Genomic DNA, 19942 nt, shown 5'->3' with positions numbered 1-19942 from the left:
GGTGTGCGGCCATGCGACGACGGTTCGCAATCATCGGGATCACTGCCCTGGGCCTGCTTGGCGCGGGCACGTTGGCGGCGACTGGCGCACTGGCCGCGGGTGGCGGGCCCCATGCTTCAGAAGCGCGCCTGGCGCGCGCGCTCGCCAAGCGTCTGCCGCGCACCAGGGCGACCAGGATCGACTGCGGCGTGGTCGCGGGGCTCTGCGAGGTGCAGGCCGGCGCCAATCTCTTCTATACCGACCGCAGCGGGCGCTACCTGGTGGTCGGTCGTGTCTACGACATGGATACGCGCCAGGACCTGACGGCGGCGCGACTGCTCCGGATCAATCCCGATATGCTCGCGGGCACCGGGGCGATGGCCGCACGTGAGGACGAGGCGGGACCGGGCGTCGGCGCCGGGGCTGCCGCCCCCGATGCGGCAGCGGCAGCCACCGTCGCGGGGACGAAGCAGCCGGCAGCGCAGACGGCCGCCATGGCGCCGGCCGCTGCAGTGTCGCTGGCGGGCCTTGCCGACAATGGCGCGATTGCCTGGGGCAGGGGCGGACCCCGCGTCACCGTGTTCAGCGATTTTCACTGCGGGTACTGCAAGCTGCTGCACCAGCAGCTGAAGGCGATGGACGTGCGCGTGATTGAGCGCCCGATTTCGCTGCTCGGCACGCGCATGGTGTCGAACGCGGTGATTTGCGCGGCCGAACCCGCTCGCGCGCTTGAGCAGGCCTATGATGGCGCGGACCTTCCAGCCCGCGCCTGCGACACGAGCGGGCTCGATGCCAACGAGCGCTTTGCGCGGGCGCACGGATTCGACGGGACCCCGGTGATCGTTCGCGAGGATGGGGCGGTGCTCCATGGCTACCGGCCCAGGGAAGTGCTCGAAGCCTGGCTGGCGGCGGGGCGAGCGGGAGGCAAAGCGTCATGACAGTGCGGGCGTTCGCCGTCGCGGGCATGCTGCTTCTGTCAGGTTGCGCGATGCTGCGTGACAACGTGAAGGGCAGCTTTGCCTGTCAGGCACCGCAGGGCACTTGCGCGCCCTCGAGCACGATCGACGATGCTGCGCTTCAGGCGATCGCAAGCGAGGACTCAGGGCCGCCGAGCGGAGGCATGATCGATCGGGGCCGCGCCGAGGCGTCAGCCAGACCTGCGTCCAAGCCACGCTGGGCGGCGCGGACGCAGATGGGCGCACCCCACGGATCGCGCGTGCTGCGTATCGTGTTCCCGGCGCATGTCGATCGCTATGGCCAGTTGCACGAAGCCGCCGCAGTGCAAGTGCCGCTGTCCGATCTCGAACCTGTGCCGACCCTGGTCGAGCGTGAGGGCGTGGCGGCGTCGGGCACGACCCGTGACTTGCTGGGCCTTGCCGCAGACGCGCCCGAACTGGCGCTGGATGGGGCCGCACCGCCAGCGCCCGGGGTGCCTCCTGCGGCCACGGCGCAGGCTGCTGCGGTCACCACGTCTACGATGCCGACCGCCTCGCCGGTCGAGGCGATCAAAGCCGAAGTCGCGGCTGCCCTGGCACCTGCGCGCAAGGCGCCCGATTTGCCCGTCGCCACGGTGCAGACGCCATGATGCTCGCGCGCCTTCTCGAACTTATCACAGGCGACGCGGTTCGACCTGAGCCGATCCCAGCCGCGCGCGAGGTGCCGATGCTGGCGAGCCTGCTCGGCTACCGCTCGTACAGCGCGCAGCATGCGCTGTTCTACCAGACCCGCTCGAAAGGTTTCGTGCTCGAACTCGCGCCGCTGATCGGCGCCGACGAACGCGTCGCCGATATCGTCGAGACGGTGTTCGCGGACGTGCTGCTGCCGGGCGCGCAATTCCAGATCGTCAACTATGCGAGCCCGCGCGTCGCCGAGAAGATCCAGGAATGGGTGCTGCCGCGCGTGCGCGCTGGCGCAGTGTTTGAACGCCTCGCGCGCTATAGGCTCGATTTGCTGCGCACCGGAGCGTGGGGCTCGCTCGCCAGCGACGGCCCCTTTTGCCTGCGCCAGTTCCGCGTGCTGCTGAGCGTTGGCGCGCCCGATGGTTCGGGGCTCTCGGTCGAGGATCTCGTGACGATGCGCGAGGGCATCGTCGCGGCATTAGACTCGATAGCTGTTCCGAGCCGGGTGCTGGATCCACTCGATCTGATCCGGTTCATCGACGATGTGCTTTGCCCTTCGACCGGCGCGGGCGACGATGCCGCGCTCTACAGCGCGCTCGATCCGATCAACGAGCAATGCGTGCGTCGCGATCTGGTGACCCAGGTCGAGCCACAGTGCATCGTGCTCCATGCGCCCTCGCTGCGCCCGACAGGAGCCATGGTCGGTGAAGTGCCCGAGTTCGCGGAATACAGCCCGGACACCTTCGATGTGCGCACAATGGCGGTGCGGCATTTCCCCGAGCGCTGGGCGCCGTGGGACACGCAGAAGATCATCGGCGATGTCTTCAATCCCAAGCTCTGCCTGCCGTGCCCGGTGCTCCAGACCATCTGCGGTGTGGTGCCGGCAACCGAGACCTCGGAAACGCGCGCCGGATTCAAGTTCGCGCGCACGACGCAACTCGCCGATGGCAAGGCTGCGCGCCTCGTGCCGACCTTGAAGCGCCAGTCGCGCGAATGGGAGCACGTCCAGGAGGAAGTCAGCCATGGTCAAAAGCTGACGCGCGTCTACTACGCGGTGACGATGATTTCGCCGGCAGGGCGCGGCGAGATCAACCAGCGCACCTTGAAGGCGATCTACAAGGCAGCAGGCTGGGACCTGATCGATGAGACCTATCTCCAGGTTATGGGTCTGCTGGCTTCGTTCCCGCTGCTGCTCGCCGACGGGCTTGCCGCAGATCTTGGCCGGATGAAGCGGCTGCGCACGGTGCTTTCGGCCAACGTCGCCTCGATGGCGCCGCTCCAGGGCGAATATGTCGGCGGCACAATTCCGCATCTGCTCTTCGTCGGGCGGCGCGGCCAGCCCCAGTTCTGGTCGCCGTTCCAGAATACGGCGGGCAACCACAATGTCGCGATCGCGGGCAAGTCCGGCTCGGGCAAATCGGTGCTGCTCCAGGACCTGACCGCAAGCCTCGCCGGTGTCGGCGCGCGCACCATCGTCATCGACGATGGTCGCTCGTTCGAGCACATGGCCAAGGCACTGGGCGGAACCTTCACCGAGTTCCGCCTGTCGTCGGGGATTTCGCTCAATCCGTTCCGGATGATCGATCCCGAGCTTGCGGCAAGCGACGAGGACTACCGCGTCGACTGCCTCGCGATGCTCAAGGCGATCATTGCGCAGATGGCGCGGTTCGAGACGCGCCTCAGCGACACCGAGCGTGGCCTGATCGATGCGGCAGTCAACCATGCCTGGGACACGCAGGCCTGCGAGGGCACCATCGACGCGGTGATCGAGGCATTGCGTGGCTCTGGCAATCTCTTTGCCGAGGACCTGGCGACCGCGCTGCTGCCGTTCGCGTCCACTGGAACGTTCGGGCGCTTCTTTACAGGCGAGGCGGCGCTCGACCTTTCGGCGGACCTCACCGTGTTCGAGCTGTCGGATCTTGCGTCGCGCGAGGAGCTGCGCAGTGTCGTGCTCACCTCGATCATGTTCGTCGCCTCGCAGACGATGCGCAAGCTCGACCGCGCCATTCCGAAGGCGCTGATCGTCGATGAAGCCTGGCAGATGCTCAAAGGCGGCGCGATGGCGGATTTTATCGAGACCTATTCGCGCACGTGCCGCAAATATGGTGCTTCGCTCATCACCGCGACGCAGTCGATCAATGACTACTACAAGTCCGATGGCTCGCGCGCCGCGCTCGAGAATTCCGACTGGTTCCTCGTGCTGCAGCAGAAGGCCGAGACAATCGCGGATTTCCGCAAGTCCGACCGCTTCGAGATGGATAACCACACCGATGCGCTGTTGCGTTCGCTGAAGCGCCAGGGGACCGAGTATTCGGACCTGCTGATCCGTGGACCCGATACGCAAACCGTGTGCCGGCTCGTGCTCGATCCATTTTCGGCGACGCTTTATTCCTCGAGCCCGGCGACCTTCGCCCGGATCGAGCAGGCGTTGCACGAAGGCCGCGCGATGGCCGATGCGATCGAGGCTGTGGCGTTTGCGGGCAAGGATGGTCGTGCATCACAGGCAAACCGGGCGGGAGGCGGGCGATGAGCGTGACGGTCCCCGCGCGCCTCTACGTGGGACGCCACCTCGCCAATGGCTTGCGCCTTGTCGGATGGCTTGCGGTCAATGCGCTGGTGGCGCTTGGCGCAATCGCATCGGGGGTGTTGGCGCTCGGCAACTTCTGCCTGGGCGACGCGATGGCGCAGCTGGGCAATCTCGCCATGCGGTTCGCCGCCGCGCCCGCCGAGGCGCGGCACAGCTTCACCGTGCTGCTTAGCCTTACCTGGAGCTGGGGCTTCTGCGCAGCTGCATTCTTCCGTCGCGGGACGATTGCGCGTGCGTGGGAGCGGGGAAGGGGGGCGGTATGAGCGACGATCCCGATATCCAGGGCGCGATGGATGCGCCTCGCGGTGCGCAGCCGGCACCTGTGCCCGGCTGCAAGCGGAGCCAGGGATCGCGCGACATCGCGCGCGGGCAGGTCTTGCTGGTGGTGGCACTGATCGGAGCGTTGTGCTGGGGCGCGTGGATGACGCGCGCGATCCTCGATGTGCGCGCCGCGCCCGCGCGCGTGGTCAAGGTCCAGCTTGGCAGTCTCGTGGGAAACTATGTGCGGGCCGAAGCGCGCGGGGACACACCGCCCGATCAGATCGGCCCGCGCACGGCGCAGTTCATGAAGGTGCTCGATGCGACGATCGCGCACCATGCGCGCGACGGTCAGATCGTGTTGGTCAGTGAGGCGGTGGTTGGCGGCAGCGTGCCCGATATTACGGGTGATATCGCCCGCGAGGTTCGGGCGACCCTGCCCGCATCGCAGCCCGCGCCTGCATCGCCCCGTTTAGCGGATCCGGCCGGACAGCGCCGCGAGGCGGGCGATGTGGAAACCCGCATGCGCGGTTACCTGCTCCACGAAGGCGCGCCGCAATGATGGCGCTCGCACAGCCTGACTCGACTGCACCCGCGTCAACTGGCGGCGGCATATTCACACGCAAGCGCGTCGCGACAGGTGCGCTTTTGGCCATGGTTGGGCTGGGGTTGGGGGAGCTCTCCGATTGGCGCGCGCATCATGCCCTCCTGATCAATGCGTCGCAGTCGCTGCCCGACTGGGCCTTCCTCGTCGAGCGCGGACGATTTCCCTCGCGTGGCGACTTTGTCGTGTTCGCGCCGGGGTACGATCCCCTGGTGCGGCGTCATTTTGGGGCTCGGCCTCCTGCCTTCGTCAAGATCGCCTATGGCGTGCCCGGCGACCGGGTAGACCGCGCCGGGCACGAAGTACGCGTCAACGGGCGGACGGTTGCGCGGCTGAAACCCCGCACACGGCAGGGCGAAGTCCTGGTGCCGGGGCCGCTGGGTACGGTGCCGAAGGGCTGCGTTTTCACCGCCTCGCCGCACAAGGATGGCTTCGACAGTCGCTATGCCGCGATCGGCTTTGTCTGCCGTGACCGCTTGATCGGTAGCGCGGAGGCGATCCTGTGACAGGGCTCGTCCAGCGCACCACGAGCCTCGGGCTGGCTGTCGGTCTTGCACTGCTGACCGGTGCGGCCGGCCCCGTGGACGCGTCTGGGTCACAAGCCGGCGGGGAGGAGCATGACCTCGGCCACTTCGGCGAGACCTGGCCCGTGATTGAACCCGACTTGCTTACGACGATCGAGGAACGGCTCAGAGCGGCCCAAGGTTCGGGTGAGCTTGACCGGCTCAACCGCGCCTTTGCCGCGCGCGCCGAGGCGCGCGTGTTGAACCCGGCGCCGGTCGCGGGACTTACCCCGGCGAGCGAAAGCCGCAGCTGGACCTACGATCCGGCGATGATGCTGTCCGCCGATATCCGGGATGCCAGAGGCACGCTGATTGCGGCGCGCGGCACGCGGGTCAATCCGCTCGATCTCGTCACGCTGCCGCGCAAGCTGCTCTTCGTCGATGGCACCAGCGACCAGCAGATCGCCTGGGCGCAGGCGCAGGGCGACGATGCCCATGTCTCGATCATCCTCGTCGCCGGGTCCCCGTTCGCGCGGATGCGGGCGCTCCAACGCCGGGTGTGGTTCGACCAGGGCGGCGTCCTCACCGCGCGTTTCGGCATCGCCCATACGCCCGCGCTGGTGCGCCAGCAGGGTAAAGTGCTGCAGGTCGGCGAAGTGGCGCTGCCCCCCGAAACGCACAAAGATGGGGAGCGGACATGAGCCAGGCGCGCCGGAGGTTCCTGGAATTGCTTCCTGCACCGCTGGCAGCGCCAGAGGTGCCCGCCTTGCGCTGGGCGCGTCTGTCCTTGCTCGCGGCGCTGACCCTGCTCGGCGCGATCACGCTGTTCTGGGACGACCTTGTGGTTGTCGCTGGCATCGTCGCTGCTGGCCTCGCCGCAGCGCTGATCGCCTACATCGTCGTGCTCCTGCCCTTCTGGCTCATCGCCAAGCACAAGGCGGATGCCGCCTGGCTCGACCGCGTCACCCGCAAGGATGATGTGTCGAGCGATCGGGAAACACGATGACCCGCGTGCTTGGCCTCGTGCTCGCCGTGCTGGCGCTGGTTCTTGGCACACCTGCCGAGGCGAAAGCGCCCTCGCGCTGCACGGGCAACTTCATCAATCCGGTGACCGACGTGTGCTGGGGATGCCTGTTCCCGCTGTCGGTGGGGTCGATGACAATCTGGGGCTCGAACCGTGCCGACACCGAGAATCCTGGCTTTCCGGTCTGCGCCTGCGGTTCGCCGATCCCGCGCATCGGCGTTGCCCTGGGCTTTTGGGAACCCGTCCGCCTGATCGATGTGACGACCAAGCCGTTCTGCTTTCCGAACCTTGGCGGGATCAGGCTCAACCCGGGGTTCAATGTCGGCAATGGCTATGTGAGCCAAGGCTCGCAGATCGGCGGGCGCGGGCAGAACACGGCGAAGTACCACGTCCACTACTACGTCTATCCGCTGCTCTACTGGCTCGAGATACTCACCGATTTCCTGTGCTTCGAGAAGGCGAGCTTCGACATCGCCTATGTGACCGAGCTTGATCCGACCTGGCAGGACGATGCGCTGACGACGATCCTCAATCCCGAGGCGGCGCTGTTCTCGAGCGTGCCGGCACAGGCTGCCTGCGCGGCCGATTGCGTCGCAGCGACGACGAGGCTGCCGCTCGATCCGCTGTTCTGGTGCTCGGGCTGCAATGGGCCGATGTATCCGATGAACGGCAATATCGGCGCCAATGTCGGGATGGAGCAGTCATCGCGGCTCGCCGCCGAGCACATGCTCTACAAGATGCATCGCGAGGGGCTCGCCTGGGGAACGATGGGCTCCAAGGGGCTGTGCGGCAAATACCTGATGCCGATCCTCAGGAAGCAGCAGTACCGGCTGCAGATGGTCAACCCCGCGCCGATGGTCTCGGGGCGCGAGGCCTGTTCGCCCGTCGGGGCGAGCACGATCCTGCCTCACTCGGGCCGGGTCTATCCGGTCACCGGCGAGGACGTGGGCTTCCTCGTCTGGCGCAAGCGCTCGTGTTGCGTGTTGTGAGGACGGCCAACCCCTGGCAGCGCCTGACGCTCTTCGCCGTGCTGTTGGCCACGCTTGGAGGCATCGGCGTTGCGCTGGGTCAGGGCGCCAACTCCATCGACCTTGATGCCATCGCGGCGCGCGGTCGAACCCAACAGGGCAATGCCGAGGATCTGGTTGCCGGCGCGCTGGCACGGGCAGGTACGGCCCGCGAGGAGGCGGTTGATGTCGCCGCAGCCGGGGAAGCGGCGTTGCGCCGGGGGCCCGAAGGGGCCGGCGCCAGTGCCAGTATCAGTGCGACGGGCGCAGCAGGACCGGTCGATCTCGATGCAATGGTCGCCGGCGCGCGCGACACGCTGACGTCCCCACGCAGCGGTCCGATGCTCGTGGCCTTCGCCAGCCTGTCGATGCCCGAAGCCTCGCTGCGGCGGTTGATCGGCGATGTCACGGCGGCGGGCGGGGTGGTGGTGTTCCGCGGCTTTCCGGCGGGCAACCCGGCGCGCTTTGCGCTCGCGATGCAGAAGCTGGTGGCGCGCGACCAGGCAGCGAGTGTCCTGATCGATCCGCGGCTGTTTCGCGCCTTCAGGGTTCAATCTGTGCCGACCTGGATTGCGACCACCAGTGACTATGTCCCGTGCGACAGCCTGACCTGCGTTTCAACCGTGCCACCCTACGATCGGATCGCGGGGAATATCACCACGCGCTATGCGCTCGATGCGATTGCCGATGGAGGTGGCGCGGGCGCCCCAGTCGCTCGCATGGGCCTGGCCCACCTGGGTGCGCCACGATGACTCGATGTTGCTTGCCTTTTCTCGGCATCGCTGTGCTGGCAGTCTGCACTCTAGGCGGTCCAGCGCCGCGCTCTGCGCAAGCGCAGGCCGCCGCGCAAGCCGGCGAAGCGCTCGGGCGGCAGGTCCAGGCAACGGCCGCTGCCACCGTCACCGATACGACCGCGGCCACGGGCGTGCCCGGTTATGCGGGCAGCGATTTTGCAACCGGACGGCTTGTTGAGGACCCCGAAGCTTTGGCAAGCGAAGGCGCGGCGGCGGCGAGCGGTTCGACGGCTACCAAGGTTGTGCTCGATCCGCGCCGTCCGGCGATTGATCCCAGAACGATCGACCTCACCGCAGCGCAGAAGGTCGAGGCCGCGCCCGACAGCTACCTGGGGGCCGGCGACGGCATCGACGGGACGAAGGGCAAGTGCCGACCCCTGCCGGGCGGCAGCGCGGGCAGCGTCACCTATTACGAGAGCTGCAACGACGGGGCCAAAGTGAGCCAGGATTCCCGCAGTTGCGAGGTGCCGCTGGTTGCGACCACGCAGCCCCGGACGGTCTACGACTATACCTGCGTCGACTGGCCGACCAACCAGTGCGCGCCGTTTGCGCCGTATCTGGATGATGGCCGTTGCCGCCTGATCGTCGCCAGCCAGAAGCAGATCTGCCTCCAGGGCGATCCTGCGCACTGTGCCGAACCCGAGACCGTTACCACCTGGACGTCCCAATGCAGCGAGCCGGTCTCGGGGCTACCCATACCGACCTCGCGCACCGTGACCGATGTCGTCACGACGCGGGACGAGAGTGCCTGTAGCGCGGCGACCGCCGACCGCACCTGCACGCTTGATGCCGAGACCTGCATCGATCCCGATCCTGCCACGCGCACGATCGACGGTGCCACCCTGACGCAGGCCTGCTGGAAATGGCGGCGCGACTATACGTGCACCGGCGTGACCCAAGCCAACGACTGCGGCCCGCTCAAGGCGAACCCGGCCTGCAGCTTCGATCACGAGGAATGCCTCGATGATTCCCCCAATGGACCTGCAGATGGGCCCTGCAAGGTGCGCGACGAAGTCTATCGCTGCACGATCGGCGCCGCTGCGACGAGCGCACCCGCGTCCCTGTGCGGATCCGACCTTTACTGCCTCCACGGCGAATGCACGACCATCACCCGCGAGGCCTCGACCGAATTCCAGGATGCGCTGGTTGCGGTTCACGCCATGGGCGATGTGCGCGACCAGTTCGACCCGGCCGATCTTTCGCTGTTCAAGGGCGAGGCGACGGGCTGCCATCGCCCGATCTTCGGCCTGGTCAATTGCTGCGCCGGCAAAAGTTCGGGGTTGCTCTCGGCCGCCGCGGGCGGTGCCGCCCTGGCGGGCGGGCCCGCCGCGATCGCGGCGCTCGCCACGCCGTTTCTCACCCAGTTCCTCTGTTCGGCTGAAGAGAAGCAGCTCGACATCAAGGACCGCATGGGGCTGTGCCACTATGTCGGGACATACTGCTCGCAAAAGGTGCTGTTCGTCTGCACGACCAAACGCAAGAGCTACTGCTGTTTCCCGAGCAAGCTGTCGCGCATCCTTCAGGAGCAGGGCCGCACACAGCTGGGCCTGGGCTGGGGCGATGCCAGGCACCCCGAATGCCGCGGCTTCACCGTCGCGGAATTCCAGCAGCTCGATCTTGGCAAGATGGATTTTCGCGAGGTCTACGCCGACTTCACCGAGGCGGTGAAGCTGCCCGACGAAGTCTCGGCGAGCGCCGCGATCCAGACGAAAATCCGCGACTATTACCAGCTCCATGCCACGAGCGGCCCATGAACCGGCGAGGAGGATCCCCGATGTCCAGACGGTGTCTATCCATCTTGGCCCTGGCGGCCCTGACATGGGGGACGACGGACGCCCCGGCCCAGGCGAGCGCCGCGCCGCCTGAGCCCACCACTGCTCCCGAGCCCGTCGCCGGGCCCATGCCAAAAGGCGATGCCTTCTATTGCGAGGAACGCAAGCTCGGCACCTGGTTCTACTGCGATCCGCCGCGCGCACCCGACAGTCCATCGGCTCTGGCGACGACCGAACCGCAGGCGGCCGAAAGGCTGGCCGCGATCGGGCGCCAGCTCGACGAACTGAAGGCGCGCGCGATCCTTGAGCCGACCACCGCCAATGTCAGCGCTTATGCCGCCTTCCAGCGCGAGCAGATGAACCGCGCTTCGCTGTTTGCCGATGTCTGGTCCCGCGCGGTCTGGCAGAATCCGTCGCTCGACTACACGCTGCAGCGCCCGGTGGGCACGCTCGGCAAGCGCGAGTGGCTGGCAGAGCGCAAGGCCGACCGCGGCGCGACAATGGCTGCGCTCGCGAAGCGCTACGGGGTCTATTATTTCTACGCATCGACCTGCGGCGCCTGCGATGTCTTCGCGCCGATCCTCAAAAGCCTGTCCGACCAGTACGACCTCTCGGTCCTCCCGGTGTCGATGGATGGCGGGCGCTCGGGCGCGTTCCCGACTTTCGTCGTCAACACTGGCCAGTACGAAAAGATGGGCCTTTCCGGAAATCAGGTGCCTGCGCTGGTCCTGTTCGACACAGTCACCCATCGCCCGGTGCCGATCGGCTACGGGATCATGTCGGCGGACGAAGTCATCGAGCGGATCTTCACGCTGACCCGCGTCGAACCCGGGAGCGATTACTGATGCGCGCGCAAATCCGGGTTTGCGCGCGCACGCTTATGCTGTGCCTCGCGCTCAATCTGGCGCTTGCCGCACCTGCCCGCGCAGGCGTCAACGCCGAGCTCAACAGCTTCTTCAACTATATGGGCGGGGCGGCCAATGTGACCGGGCCGTCAGCGTATCAGGGCCAGGCGGCCGGGTATTACACCGGCGGCAGCTTGTGGACGCGCTTTCCGCAGGAGAGCGTAAACCCCGTCAATCTCCAACTCCCCAACGTCAAAGCCGGCTGCGGCGGGATCGACCTGTTCGGCGGCAGCTTCTCCTTTATCAATTCGGACGAGCTGATCGCGCTGCTCAAGGCGACCGCCAGCAATGCGCTGGGCTTTGCCTTCATGCTCGCGATCAAGTCGATCAGCCCGCAGATTGCCTCGACGCTCGAAGACCTGTCGCAGAAGGTCCAGCAATTGAACCAGTTCAACATGAACTCGTGCGAGATGGCGCAGAACCTGGTGGCGGGGCTCTGGGGCAAGCAGGCGGGCCGCGAGGCCGAAATCTGCAAGTACATCGGAAACAGCCAGGGGATCTTCTCCGACTGGGCCAAGTCGCGCCACGAATGCAACGAGGGCGGGGAGCGCGCCTCGACGCTGGCGGCCAACGGCGACCCTACGATTCCGGCTGATTCCTACAACTACACCTGGGATATGCTCAAACGTAGCTATCCGGCGTTCGACCAGGATTTTCGCGAGTACCTGATGACGCTGGTGGGCACCGTCATCTATGTGAAGGCTGATAGCGATGCCGGGCACCCCTCCTATCGCTATCTGGGGCAGGGTGATCGCGCGCTCCTGACCGCGCTGCTCGACGGGGGCAGCGGCGCCAAAGTGCTGCGCTGCGACGATACCGACAAGTGCCTGAATCCGACGATGGGCACGCTGACGATCGGTTCGGCACAGGCGCTCAAGCCCCGCATCCGCGCGCTGATCGAAAGCATGAATGCCAAGGTGCGCTCGAATGACGCGCTCACTGCCCAGGAAATCGGGTTGCTCGGTTCGACCAGCATTCCGCTCTACAAGATCGTCACGGTCAATGCCGCCGCGCAGCTGGGCGGGATGTCGCCCTCGGACATGGACAACCTCGCCGAAATCGTCGGGGTCGACATGCTCGAGACACTGGTGCGCCAGTTCTACAATCTCGTGAACCAGGGCCAGGCGAGCTTCCACAACGCCGATGCTGAAACGCTCGGCCAATGGCGCGAGCAGTTGCGTTCGGTTTCTCTGGCGATGGACGGCGAGAGCAACGGCCTCAACGCGCGCCTGACGCGCATGCAGGTCGTGCTCGACCGGACGGTGTTCCTCGAGCGCACCTTGCGCAACAGCCTCTCGCCGCAGGTGTCGGCAGCGCTCGACTTCTCGCGTGGGCTGTCCGCGCAAGGCCTCCAGTAGGGAAGGGACGGGGCCGTGCTCGAGATCTTCACGATCGGGGGCGGCGAGCCGATCGTCAACGTGCTCAACGCGGTTGCCGCCTGGTGCGGCGGCGGCGGGTTCCGCTCGTTCATCCAGGTCGTGATGGTGATGGGCCTGGGCTATGTGCTGCTTGTCGTTGCCTTCACGCTCAACTGGCGCGCCTGGTTCAACTGGTTCGTCTCCTCAACGCTGATCTATCTGTGCATGATCGTGCCCACGACGAGCGTGAAGGTCACCGATCGCGTGAACTCCAGCCTGGCGCCTGCCACCGTCGACAATGTGCCGATCGGCCTCGCGGCAATTGCCTCGTTTTCGAGCCAGATCGGCGACTGGTTGACGCGCCGGGCCGAGACCGTGTTCGTGATGCCGAGCCAGCTGCGCCTGTCGACCAACGGTATGCTCTATGGCGCTCGGCTCTATGACCGCACCCGCGGCTTTGTCTTCCACGATCCGCGCGTGCGCGCCAATGTCGAGGAGTATTTCCGGCAGTGCCTGTTCTACGACATCCTGCTGGGCTTCAAGACCACCGACCAGGTGGCGAACTCTACCAACATCCTTGTCGACATGGGGCCTGGGTCGCCTGCGCGCGCAATGAAGTGGCTGAAAGCGCCGGCTGACGGCGGCGGTAGCGAGATCCGCACGTGTGCGGCCGCCTACACCGCGTTGCACAATGTCGATATTCCGGGCGCGACCGACAATGAACTGACACGGGCTTCGCCAAGCGCTTTCCCCAATCTTGCCGCCAGCGCAGCGAGGGCCAAGCTCGTTGCTGACCTGCCGGTCGTGTCGCAGGCGTTCCATGGGACAGCGCAGAACGCGAATACGATCTTCCAGCAGCGCTCGCTGGTCGACGCCTTCCTCGAAGCGCGCGCCAATCTCGATGTGTCCGATGGCGACACCTTCGCGATGCTGCGGGCTGATGCGCAGGCGCGCAACACCTACACCTCGATCGCCCAGCAGGCGATGACCTGGGTGCCGCTGCTCAATATCGTGCTCACCGTCGTGTTCTACGCAATGTTCCCGGTAATCTTCCCCTTGTTCCTTATGCCCCAGACCGGACCGCTCGCGTTGCGCGGCTACCTCACCGGCTTCTTCTATCTTGCGGCCTGGGGCCCGCTCTACGTCGTGCTGCACATGTTCGTGATGGATCGCACGATTGGCGCGATGAAGGCGGCTGCGCCGACAGGCATGACCATGGCGGGGATGGAGGGGATCGATGCCGTCAGCGCCGACACCGCGACGATCGCCGGGTTCCTGATGATGTCTGTGCCGTTCCTCGCGGCCGGCATGGCTCGCGGAGCGATGGCGATCGCCACCAATGCGACCTCGATGCTGGCGCCCGCGCAGAACGCCGCCGAGCAGGCCGCGACCGAGCGCACCACTGGCAACTACGCCTACGGCAATCTCAGCTACCAGAACCTGACGGCCAATACCGTCCAGCGCGACCAATGGAACGAGGCGCCGAATTTCACCGGAGGCTTCGGCTACACCACTTTCGTCAACGACAACGGGACGACCAGTGCATCGACTGCAGATGGCACGCGCGTCGAAAATGTCGCGCGCGGGATCAGCGCTTATGGCTTCAAGCCGACCGTCAGCGAAGGTTTCGTCGGGGAACTGCGCAAGTCGGCCTCGGAATACCACAGTCGGGCAAATCAGCTGCGCGAGGCGGCAAACGAGAACTGGCGGCAGGGTGAGCGGTTAAGCCACAGCGTCGCCAGTGGGAGCCGTGCCGGTTCGGGTAGCGAAACCTCGAACGGTAGCCAGTCTGGGACTTCGACGTCCCAGTATGACCGCCGCTCCAGGTCGGAAGGCAACCAGACCGCAAGTAATCGCACGATTAGCGATACGACGTCTGCGAGCGAAGGGGCGCGGGACACCTATTCGTCGGGAACGGCGGCAACGTGGAGTTTGGGTGGAAGTCTGTCAGCGGGGCCAAAACTCGGACGCTCTTCAATTGCACCTGGTGGAGTTGGTCCGGCAAGCCTTACAGGGAGTTACAGCCTTAGCACTCGTGAAGGTGTTGCATTCGACAAAGGTACCAATCGGTCACGTGCCGATGGTTCGTTTCAGACGCAAGGCGAGCACTATCGTGAGGATCATAGCGGTGGGCGTGATGTGTCCAGCAGTGACGGCACATATGCGCGTGAGGGTGACTTCAGCCGGAATGAAGCGTTCTCTGAAAAGCGCTCCGCATCGGAAAAGTATTTCGAGCATGCGCGGTCGCTGGAGCGGCAGGCGGCCCATATGGACGAGGTCGGTAAGCGCCTCGAGCAGATTGCCTCGTACAGCGAGACGCATGGTTATCAGCTGAGCGAGGACATGTCGCAGTATGTCGCCAGTCGTTACTACGAGATGGCAAACGGTCCGTATCGTGGCCTTGGCGCGCCTTCGCTGCTCGATATCAATCCCACTGGTGCACAGCGTGCCGCGCGTGATCTTGTCGTCGGGCGAATTCTCGATGATTATGTGCGGGGGGATCTTGAGCAGGTTGAAGGGAGATTAGGCGATCCCGCGAAGGGCGCGCAGCCGATCCCGGCTCCGCCAATCTGGTCGCCGGAGCAATTGCAGGGCGGCTTGCCCGGTCATGCCGGCAGTGTGGGGCATTCGGCTGCTAGGTCGGGAAATACGGGCATCCGACAAGAACTGACGCAAGGAGCGGGCGAACTCGATCGGACCAAGGTGCGTCAGGAAGGCACATTTGCCGAAGGCGTTCGCGGAACCCAAGGCCTGCAGGATGAACATGCACACCGGACGGATAAGGCGTGGTTCGACGGCGAGTAGGGTTAGCCTTTGAAAGGGAGTCCCATTGCGACCGCGAGAAACAGCACAACGCCGACGGCGAACAGCAGGAGTTGAGGCCAACTCGCACGCGTAGATCCAGTGCCCGCTTGGTGCTGCTCTTCCAATTCGTCGTGAAATTTGCGGGCAAACACTTCGACGTCGTTCACGCCGTCATCGAGGCCGAGTTCCGCTTCCCACATTGGCGCGTGCTTGCGCATCGGTACCTTCCTTTCGTGGGGAAGATACCATGTGTTTCAGGAGGTTGTTAGGGATGATTGGATTGTTGGATCGATCACTGTCCGATAACGGCCCTTCACGGACAACAGGAAATCCGCTACCAAACCGCAAGACCGGCGTTGGTTAGCGCCAGAGTGCGGGAGCCTTGCGATAATATGAATGCTGTTGAGGATGCCGCCGCCGCTACGGGTCGGGTCGCTGGAACCACAGCGGCGGCGACAACCTCGACCGCGCTCGTCCAACCGGGAGGACTGGTCGACGAAATCGCGGCAGCGCGGTCCTACCGGCAAAAGGCCAAGGCTGCCAATACGCTGCGCGCCTATGCCAGCGACTGGAACCAGTTCGAAGCGTGGTGCAACGAGCGCAGTCTCGAGCCGCTCCCGGCGCGGCCCGAGGCGGTAGCAACTTGGCTCGCAGCGCTCGCCATGGCCGGCAAGGCCGACAGCACGATAACCCGCCATGCCGCCGCGATCGCCTGGTACCATCGCCGGGCCGGAGAGGTCGCGCCGCAACACCGCGATCCGCGCGGGGTGATTGCCGACACGCTCGCCGGGATTCGCCGTGAGCAACGCTCCCGGCCGTCGGCCAGGAAGGCCGCGATCACTGCTGCCCAGCTCAAGGCCATGATCGCAGAAGCCGAGGGGGAGGGGACACGCGCGATTCGCGACCGGGCGATCCTGGCACTAGGTCTCGCCGCAGCGCTGCGGCGCTCTGAGCTGGTCGCGTTGCAGGTGGCTGACGTTGCCGAGGTCAACGAGGGCCTCAAACTGACCATCCGGCATTCCAAGACTGACCAGGAGGGCGCGGGGCAGGTGATCGCGGTGCCGACGGGTAAGGAACTCAGGCCGGTCAAGCGGCTCGAGGACTGGCTCGCGGTGCGGGGCAGGGCGGCGGGACCGTTGTTCTTGCAGATCGACCCCCAGGGACAGCTGACCAGAAACGCGATGTCCGATCGCTCGGTGGCGCGGTTGATTCAGCGCTATGGCGCCAAGATCGGACTCGATCCCGAGACGGTAGGGGGGCATTCGTTGCGGGCGGGGTTCCTCACTGAGGCGGCGCGCTCCAAGGCATCGCTGGCCAAGATGCAGGAGGTGTCGCGCCAGAAGAAGCTCGAGGTTCTGCTCGGCTATGTGCGTTCGGTCGCGCTGTTCGAAGACCATGCGGGTGAGGGGTTTCTTTGATCGTACGGCGGCAACCGTTCTGATGGGACCATTAAATGGAATGTGACAAATAGCATTGATCGGCTACGCCCGCGTTTCCACGGATGAGCAGGATACGGTCGCCCAGCAGGATGCCTTGCGCGTGCAAGGTTGCGTGGAGATCTTCGAGGACAAGGCGAGCGGTGCCAGCAAGGAACGTCCAAACTTAGCACGTGCACTCGGACGGGCGGGGCAGGGCGATACCCTGCTGGTCGTAAGGATTGACCGCTTGGCTCGTTCGCTGTCGCATCTGCTGGAGATCGTCGAGACCCTGCGAGGAAAGGGCGCATACTTCCGTTCGATCCACGACCCGATCGACACGTCGAGCGCGCAGGGCATGCTTATGACCCAGATGCTTGGTGCGTTTGCCGAGTTTGAACGAGCCCTTATCCGGGAACGGACGCGGGCAGGCATCAAGGCTGCCGTCGCCAGGGGAGCGAAGCCTGGCAACCCGAGAATGCGGGAACGTGATCCCGTGGCGATCTCGAATATTCGCGTCAGCCACAACGAGCGACATCTGAACGAACTGCTTGATGGCAGGCATCGCTGGCTGCCGACAGTCGAACGCCTCCGCCCACATTTGCCATGGGCATTGGTTCTGCGTCAGGTGCTGGCGATCACGCCACCGGTCCGTTCGTTCAGCGAGCGAACTCTGGTTAAGGCGTGCCGTAATTTGGTGCGTGCAAGCGTTGCCAACCCCGCGATTCTGCAGAAGTCACCGCGATTGCCGCCCGATACACGGGTGGCCCGCCTTGTTGCCGACCGTCTCAACACACATCCCGATGCAACTCTGCGCGACATCGCCACTTGGCTTTCTCGGGACTTGAGGGAACCGACACCCCGAGATGGCCTTTGCTGGACACCCGAGAGCGTTCGTCGAGTCATCTCGCAAGCGCGAGCCTTGCATCTCGTTGCTTAATCCTTGCCATACTACCGGGCGATTCAAGAGTGGCCTGTGTCGCGCAAAACCGAGAGTTCGAGCCGGTGGAGCTGTGCGAGCATCCTGTTCACGTGGATGACGGGCCAGAGCGCGAGCTTGATCATCAAGGACATGATGAGGAGCACCGCGGCAGGGATTCCCCACTTCACAGCAGTAAGGGCATCGGCAGCGGCGAAGAAACCAATTGCGGCCCAGACACCGGCACCGAAGAGGACGAGTTGCGCGGTCATCATCATCATGCTTACCCAACCGGTGCGGCCCGAGAAGATTCCGATAAGTTGAGACAATTACGGAGGTTCTTGCTCGGTGCCTGCGCACGTGACCGCATCATCCCGCAGATTGGAGGCAAGAGCGCGGTCCGTTTGATTGCTCGCGATGAGACTGGCGCAGCGTCGCGTCACGATCCGATACGACCACGCCGGGAACGCACGCGCATCGCGCAGGGTTCGGATACCTTTTGCGATCTTGACCCACGCGGATTGTGCTGCGTCCCTGGCTTGTTCACGGTGGCCAAGCAGACGGCAGGCGTGCGCAACCAGTTTGGGGTGCCACTGCCGCGCCAGTTTTTCGAAGGACGTGTGGCAGCCGTCAATCGCGCGTTGCGCGATGCGAACTTCCTCTTCGCGATCAGGCCTGTTCTCGTGCGAACCATGCATCATGCAGGTAAGGTGGTCTGGATCACGCATTTGGTTCAATTGTCAGAGGTCCGACATTTTTGGCGATCGATCGATGGTATCAACGGCGGCAGGGCCGCCCCTCATATTGTCGGCGATGAATTACGTATTCGCGCCCATTCCAGCGCTCGACTGGGAAACACATGCCGGGGCCACCAATTTCGACGTCAGGCCAGCCTCCGGCGCCTTTGGTTGCCAGGAATGTCGCGATACCGGTGCGCGATGCGACCAGCCTCCAGGACCCATTGGCTTGCTTGCTGACGATATTGAAAACGACCCCCGTGATCCCGAAACAGAAGGTGCTTCCCTCGGTGATGACTGCCTCCGGGCGTCCGTCGCCGTTGAGGTCCTTCATCTGCTCGATCGCTCCCGGCGTATAGCCTGCCGTGCTGGGGTCTTCGCCTTTGCGCCATTGCCCGCCTGACTTCTGGCCGACCCCAAGGGCCCACTCCAGCGCATGGTCAATTCTCCCCGGGGGTGTTGTCCATCCAGACCAAAGTTCGATGGTCGGCCGCCACTCGCTGAAGGGATCCGGGGAGACTAAGGCCGACCATCGAATTGAGTTGATCGTTGCTTCGGCAGGGTGGCAACGAGTCCGGGACGATTTTCTCCGTGAGCATGTATTGTTTACCGCAGCTCGGCGCCAGCGGCACCTAAAAAGGTCATAATAGAGATCACGCGACACTGTCGGTGGCCTGATTATGCATCGTTACGAGATTGGTGATCGGCTTGCCTGAGGAGGAGGCGAGACCGCCATTGGCGCGCCAGCGGCGGCCGCCATGCGAGGTGAACCGCGCCAAAGCCGACAGCGGCCGAAACGGTCGCAAACAGGAGGAGACCGGCGATTATGGGCAGCGTGGTCCCCATCACCATGCTGAGCATCGATGTCGACAGGTCATTCACCGCTGCAGGCATTGCGCCGGTCCCGCCAGATGAGCCAAGGAAATGGTTGCCTACGCGAAACGCGGCATAGTAGATCGGCGGAAAGGTGAACGGATTTATGACCAGCGTCGCCAGCGCTGCAACGAGGGGTTCCCGCGAGCAGAAGCAGCGAGAAGGTCCGCGACGACAATCTGCCCGATCGGCAGGACAAATCCCACGAAAAGCCCCAAGGCAACAGGGAAGGGCAAATCCTCTGTTCGGTTGACAATCGATGGCTGATCACTGTCTCGCGAGTTGTGATAGACGCGATCGGTGCCAAGACTACAGATTGGCGGACATACTGGCCAGGAGTCGCTTGAAGGTGGCAATGTCATTAGCCGATATGCCAGCGAGCAACCGTTCGTAGACCACATCGGCTTCCGCCCTAAGCGCGGGCAGGATACCGATAGCTTTTGGGCGCAGATGCAAGGTCCACACCCGGCGATTGCCTTCGACAGCGCGGCGCTCGACGTAGTCCGCCTTTTCGAGCTGGTCTATGACATGGCCAACGCTTGCACGCTCCAGCTCCAGGCATTTGGCGAGTTCGGTCTGGGTCAGACCGGGCGTCCTGAAGATATAGGCGAGTGCGCGCCATTGGGTGCGGGTTAGCCCGAACTTCGCGGTCGATGCATCGAACACGCGGCGGAGCTTGCGCGGCACCTCCTCGATCAGGAACACGAGCCCATCGGCTTCGGAAAGGTAGCTTTGCTCGTCGGACGTCTTCGCCATGGTCGTCGCTCATAGCTTTCGATTGCT

The 19942-nt window shown here is 64.8% G+C and carries 22 protein-coding genes; 16 read left to right on the top strand and 6 right to left on the bottom strand.

All coding sequences use genetic code 11. The annotated features are described in order from the left end of the window. The first annotated feature begins 11 nt into the window (after positions 1 to 11). Genes HHL27_RS15695 through HHL27_RS15630 form a run of 14 tightly spaced genes read left to right on the top strand, consistent with a single transcriptional unit; the run spans position 12 to position 15215 of the window. Positions 12 to 917, top strand: a complete 906-nt coding sequence (locus HHL27_RS15695) for a DsbC family protein (RefSeq protein ID WP_169494330.1) — start codon at positions 12 to 14, stop codon at positions 915 to 917. Then, positions 914 to 1564, top strand: coding sequence for a hypothetical protein (locus tag HHL27_RS15690; RefSeq protein WP_169494329.1), 651 nt, complete (start codon positions 914 to 916; stop codon positions 1562 to 1564). The genes HHL27_RS15695 and HHL27_RS15690 overlap by 4 nt, the downstream gene beginning before the upstream one ends. Then, positions 1564 to 4128 (top strand): type IV secretion system protein TraC, encoded by a 2565-nt coding sequence (gene traC / locus HHL27_RS15685; RefSeq protein ID WP_169494328.1) that lies wholly within the window; start codon positions 1564 to 1566, stop codon positions 4126 to 4128. The genes HHL27_RS15690 and traC overlap by 1 nt, the downstream gene beginning before the upstream one ends. Further along, positions 4125 to 4448: a hypothetical protein gene (locus HHL27_RS15680; RefSeq protein ID WP_169494327.1), complete on the top strand. Its 324-nt coding sequence runs from the start codon at positions 4125 to 4127 to the stop codon at positions 4446 to 4448. The genes traC and HHL27_RS15680 overlap by 4 nt, the downstream gene beginning before the upstream one ends. Beyond that, positions 4445 to 5005 carry a TrbI F-type domain-containing protein gene (locus HHL27_RS15675; protein WP_169494326.1) on the top strand — a complete coding sequence of 187 codons (561 nt, stop codon included), beginning with the start codon at positions 4445 to 4447 and terminating at the stop codon, positions 5003 to 5005. Before HHL27_RS15680 ends, HHL27_RS15675 begins: the two co-directional genes overlap by 4 nt. After that, positions 5002 to 5553 (top strand): S26 family signal peptidase, encoded by a 552-nt coding sequence (locus tag HHL27_RS15670; protein WP_240959873.1) that lies wholly within the window; start codon positions 5002 to 5004, stop codon positions 5551 to 5553. Before HHL27_RS15675 ends, HHL27_RS15670 begins: the two co-directional genes overlap by 4 nt. Then, complete coding sequence (gene traW, locus HHL27_RS15665; RefSeq protein ID WP_206069648.1) at positions 5550 to 6251, top strand: type-F conjugative transfer system protein TraW; 702 nt, start codon at positions 5550 to 5552, stop codon at positions 6249 to 6251. Before HHL27_RS15670 ends, traW begins: the two co-directional genes overlap by 4 nt. Further along, positions 6248 to 6556 carry a hypothetical protein gene (locus HHL27_RS15660; protein ID WP_169494325.1) on the top strand — a complete coding sequence of 103 codons (309 nt, stop codon included), beginning with the start codon at positions 6248 to 6250 and terminating at the stop codon, positions 6554 to 6556. Before traW ends, HHL27_RS15660 begins: the two co-directional genes overlap by 4 nt. Then, on the top strand, positions 6553 to 7563 hold the full coding sequence (gene traU / locus HHL27_RS15655; RefSeq protein WP_169494324.1) for a conjugal transfer pilus assembly protein TraU: 1011 nt from the start codon (positions 6553 to 6555) through the stop codon (positions 7561 to 7563). The genes HHL27_RS15660 and traU overlap by 4 nt, the downstream gene beginning before the upstream one ends. Next, positions 7560 to 8333, top strand: coding sequence for a type-F conjugative transfer system pilin assembly protein TrbC (gene trbC, locus HHL27_RS15650; RefSeq protein ID WP_338114922.1), 774 nt, complete (start codon positions 7560 to 7562; stop codon positions 8331 to 8333). The genes traU and trbC overlap by 4 nt, the downstream gene beginning before the upstream one ends. Before the next feature lie 11 nt (positions 8334 to 8344). Beyond that, complete coding sequence (locus tag HHL27_RS15645) at positions 8345 to 10129, top strand: conjugal transfer protein TraN (RefSeq protein ID WP_240959872.1); 1785 nt, start codon at positions 8345 to 8347, stop codon at positions 10127 to 10129. 20 nt (positions 10130 to 10149) lie between these two features. Next, positions 10150 to 10992: a conjugal transfer protein TraF gene (gene traF / locus HHL27_RS15640; RefSeq protein ID WP_169494321.1), complete on the top strand. Its 843-nt coding sequence runs from the start codon at positions 10150 to 10152 to the stop codon at positions 10990 to 10992. Next, entirely contained in the window at positions 10992 to 12410 is a 1419-nt protein-coding gene (locus HHL27_RS15635) for a conjugal transfer protein TraH (protein WP_169494320.1), read from the top strand. The genes traF and HHL27_RS15635 overlap by 1 nt, the downstream gene beginning before the upstream one ends. Positions 12411 to 12425: 15 nt before the next feature. Beyond that, positions 12426 to 15215: a conjugal transfer protein TraG N-terminal domain-containing protein gene (locus tag HHL27_RS15630; protein ID WP_169494319.1), complete on the top strand. Its 2790-nt coding sequence runs from the start codon at positions 12426 to 12428 to the stop codon at positions 15213 to 15215. Between the two features lie 2 nt (positions 15216 to 15217). Here the strand turns inward: HHL27_RS15630 and HHL27_RS15625 are convergent, their stop codons facing one another. Next, positions 15218 to 15433, bottom strand: a complete 216-nt coding sequence (locus tag HHL27_RS15625) for a hypothetical protein (RefSeq protein ID WP_169494318.1) — start codon at positions 15431 to 15433, stop codon at positions 15218 to 15220. Positions 15434 to 15607: 174 nt separating this feature from the next. Here HHL27_RS15625 and HHL27_RS15620 point away from each other — a divergent pair, with 174 nt between their 5' ends. Both HHL27_RS15620 and HHL27_RS15615 read left to right on the top strand, forming a co-directional pair. Further along, a complete protein-coding gene (locus HHL27_RS15620; protein WP_169494317.1) occupies positions 15608 to 16633 on the top strand; it encodes a tyrosine-type recombinase/integrase in 1026 nt (341 codons plus the stop codon). Between the two features lie 49 nt (positions 16634 to 16682). Further along, positions 16683 to 17570 carry a recombinase family protein gene (locus HHL27_RS15615; protein WP_039336903.1) on the top strand — a complete coding sequence of 296 codons (888 nt, stop codon included), beginning with the start codon at positions 16683 to 16685 and terminating at the stop codon, positions 17568 to 17570. A 23-nt stretch (positions 17571 to 17593) separates the two neighbouring features. Here the strand turns inward: HHL27_RS15615 and HHL27_RS15610 are convergent, their stop codons facing one another. The 5 genes from HHL27_RS15610 to HHL27_RS15590 all read right to left on the bottom strand — a co-directional run bounded on the left by HHL27_RS15610 (position 17594) and on the right by HHL27_RS15590 (position 19915). Further along, positions 17594 to 17878 carry a DUF6768 family protein gene (locus tag HHL27_RS15610; protein ID WP_010890891.1) on the bottom strand — a complete coding sequence of 95 codons (285 nt, stop codon included), beginning with the start codon at positions 17876 to 17878 and terminating at the stop codon, positions 17594 to 17596. Continuing rightward, positions 17879 to 18277 (bottom strand): RNA polymerase sigma factor, encoded by a 399-nt coding sequence (locus HHL27_RS15605; protein ID WP_240959868.1) that lies wholly within the window; start codon positions 18275 to 18277, stop codon positions 17879 to 17881. Positions 18278 to 18326: 49 nt separating this feature from the next. Then, complete coding sequence (locus HHL27_RS15600) at positions 18327 to 18620, bottom strand: hypothetical protein (protein ID WP_011906631.1); 294 nt, start codon at positions 18618 to 18620, stop codon at positions 18327 to 18329. A gap of 344 nt (positions 18621 to 18964) precedes the next feature. Next, on the bottom strand, positions 18965 to 19243 hold the full coding sequence (locus HHL27_RS22950; RefSeq protein WP_370584398.1) for a DUF2062 domain-containing protein: 279 nt from the start codon (positions 19241 to 19243) through the stop codon (positions 18965 to 18967). A 225-nt stretch (positions 19244 to 19468) separates the two neighbouring features. Continuing rightward, a complete protein-coding gene (locus HHL27_RS15590) occupies positions 19469 to 19915 on the bottom strand; it encodes a MarR family winged helix-turn-helix transcriptional regulator (protein WP_169494315.1) in 447 nt (148 codons plus the stop codon). Positions 19916 to 19942 lie beyond the last annotated feature (27 nt).

The organism is Novosphingobium olei (assembly GCF_012927405.1).
Classification (GTDB): domain Bacteria; phylum Pseudomonadota; class Alphaproteobacteria; order Sphingomonadales; family Sphingomonadaceae; genus Novosphingobium; species Novosphingobium olei.
Note: the sequence above shows the minus strand (reverse complement) of the source record. Positions and strands in the feature narration are given on the sequence as shown.

Excerpts from the sequence above, each read along its gene's own strand:
- HHL27_RS15590 (WP_169494315.1), bottom strand. The coding sequence starts at position 19,915 with ATGGCGAAGACGTCCGACGAGCAAAGCTACCTTTCCGAAGCCGATGGG.
- HHL27_RS15600 (WP_011906631.1), bottom strand. The coding sequence starts at position 18,620 with ATGAAGGACCTCAACGGCGACGGACGCCCGGAGGCAGTCATCACCGAG.
- HHL27_RS15660 (WP_169494325.1), top strand. The coding sequence starts at position 6,248 with ATGAGCCAGGCGCGCCGGAGGTTCCTGGAATTGCTTCCTGCACCGCTG.
- HHL27_RS15680 (WP_169494327.1), top strand. The coding sequence starts at position 4,125 with ATGAGCGTGACGGTCCCCGCGCGCCTCTACGTGGGACGCCACCTCGCC.
- HHL27_RS15670 (WP_240959873.1), top strand. The coding sequence starts at position 5,002 with ATGATGGCGCTCGCACAGCCTGACTCGACTGCACCCGCGTCAACTGGC.
- traC (WP_169494328.1), top strand. The coding sequence starts at position 1,564 with ATGCTCGCGCGCCTTCTCGAACTTATCACAGGCGACGCGGTTCGACCT.
- HHL27_RS15605 (WP_240959868.1), bottom strand. The coding sequence starts at position 18,277 with ATGCGTGATCCAGACCACCTTACCTGCATGATGCATGGTTCGCACGAG.
- HHL27_RS15675 (WP_169494326.1), top strand. The coding sequence starts at position 4,445 with ATGAGCGACGATCCCGATATCCAGGGCGCGATGGATGCGCCTCGCGGT.
- traU (WP_169494324.1), top strand. The coding sequence starts at position 6,553 with ATGACCCGCGTGCTTGGCCTCGTGCTCGCCGTGCTGGCGCTGGTTCTT.
- traF (WP_169494321.1), top strand. The coding sequence starts at position 10,150 with ATGTCCAGACGGTGTCTATCCATCTTGGCCCTGGCGGCCCTGACATGG.
- HHL27_RS15625 (WP_169494318.1), bottom strand. The coding sequence starts at position 15,433 with ATGCGCAAGCACGCGCCAATGTGGGAAGCGGAACTCGGCCTCGATGAC.
- HHL27_RS15690 (WP_169494329.1), top strand. The coding sequence starts at position 914 with ATGACAGTGCGGGCGTTCGCCGTCGCGGGCATGCTGCTTCTGTCAGGT.
- HHL27_RS15695 (WP_169494330.1), top strand. The coding sequence starts at position 12 with ATGCGACGACGGTTCGCAATCATCGGGATCACTGCCCTGGGCCTGCTT.
- HHL27_RS15635 (WP_169494320.1), top strand. The coding sequence starts at position 10,992 with ATGCGCGCGCAAATCCGGGTTTGCGCGCGCACGCTTATGCTGTGCCTC.
- HHL27_RS15620 (WP_169494317.1), top strand. The coding sequence starts at position 15,608 with ATGAATGCTGTTGAGGATGCCGCCGCCGCTACGGGTCGGGTCGCTGGA.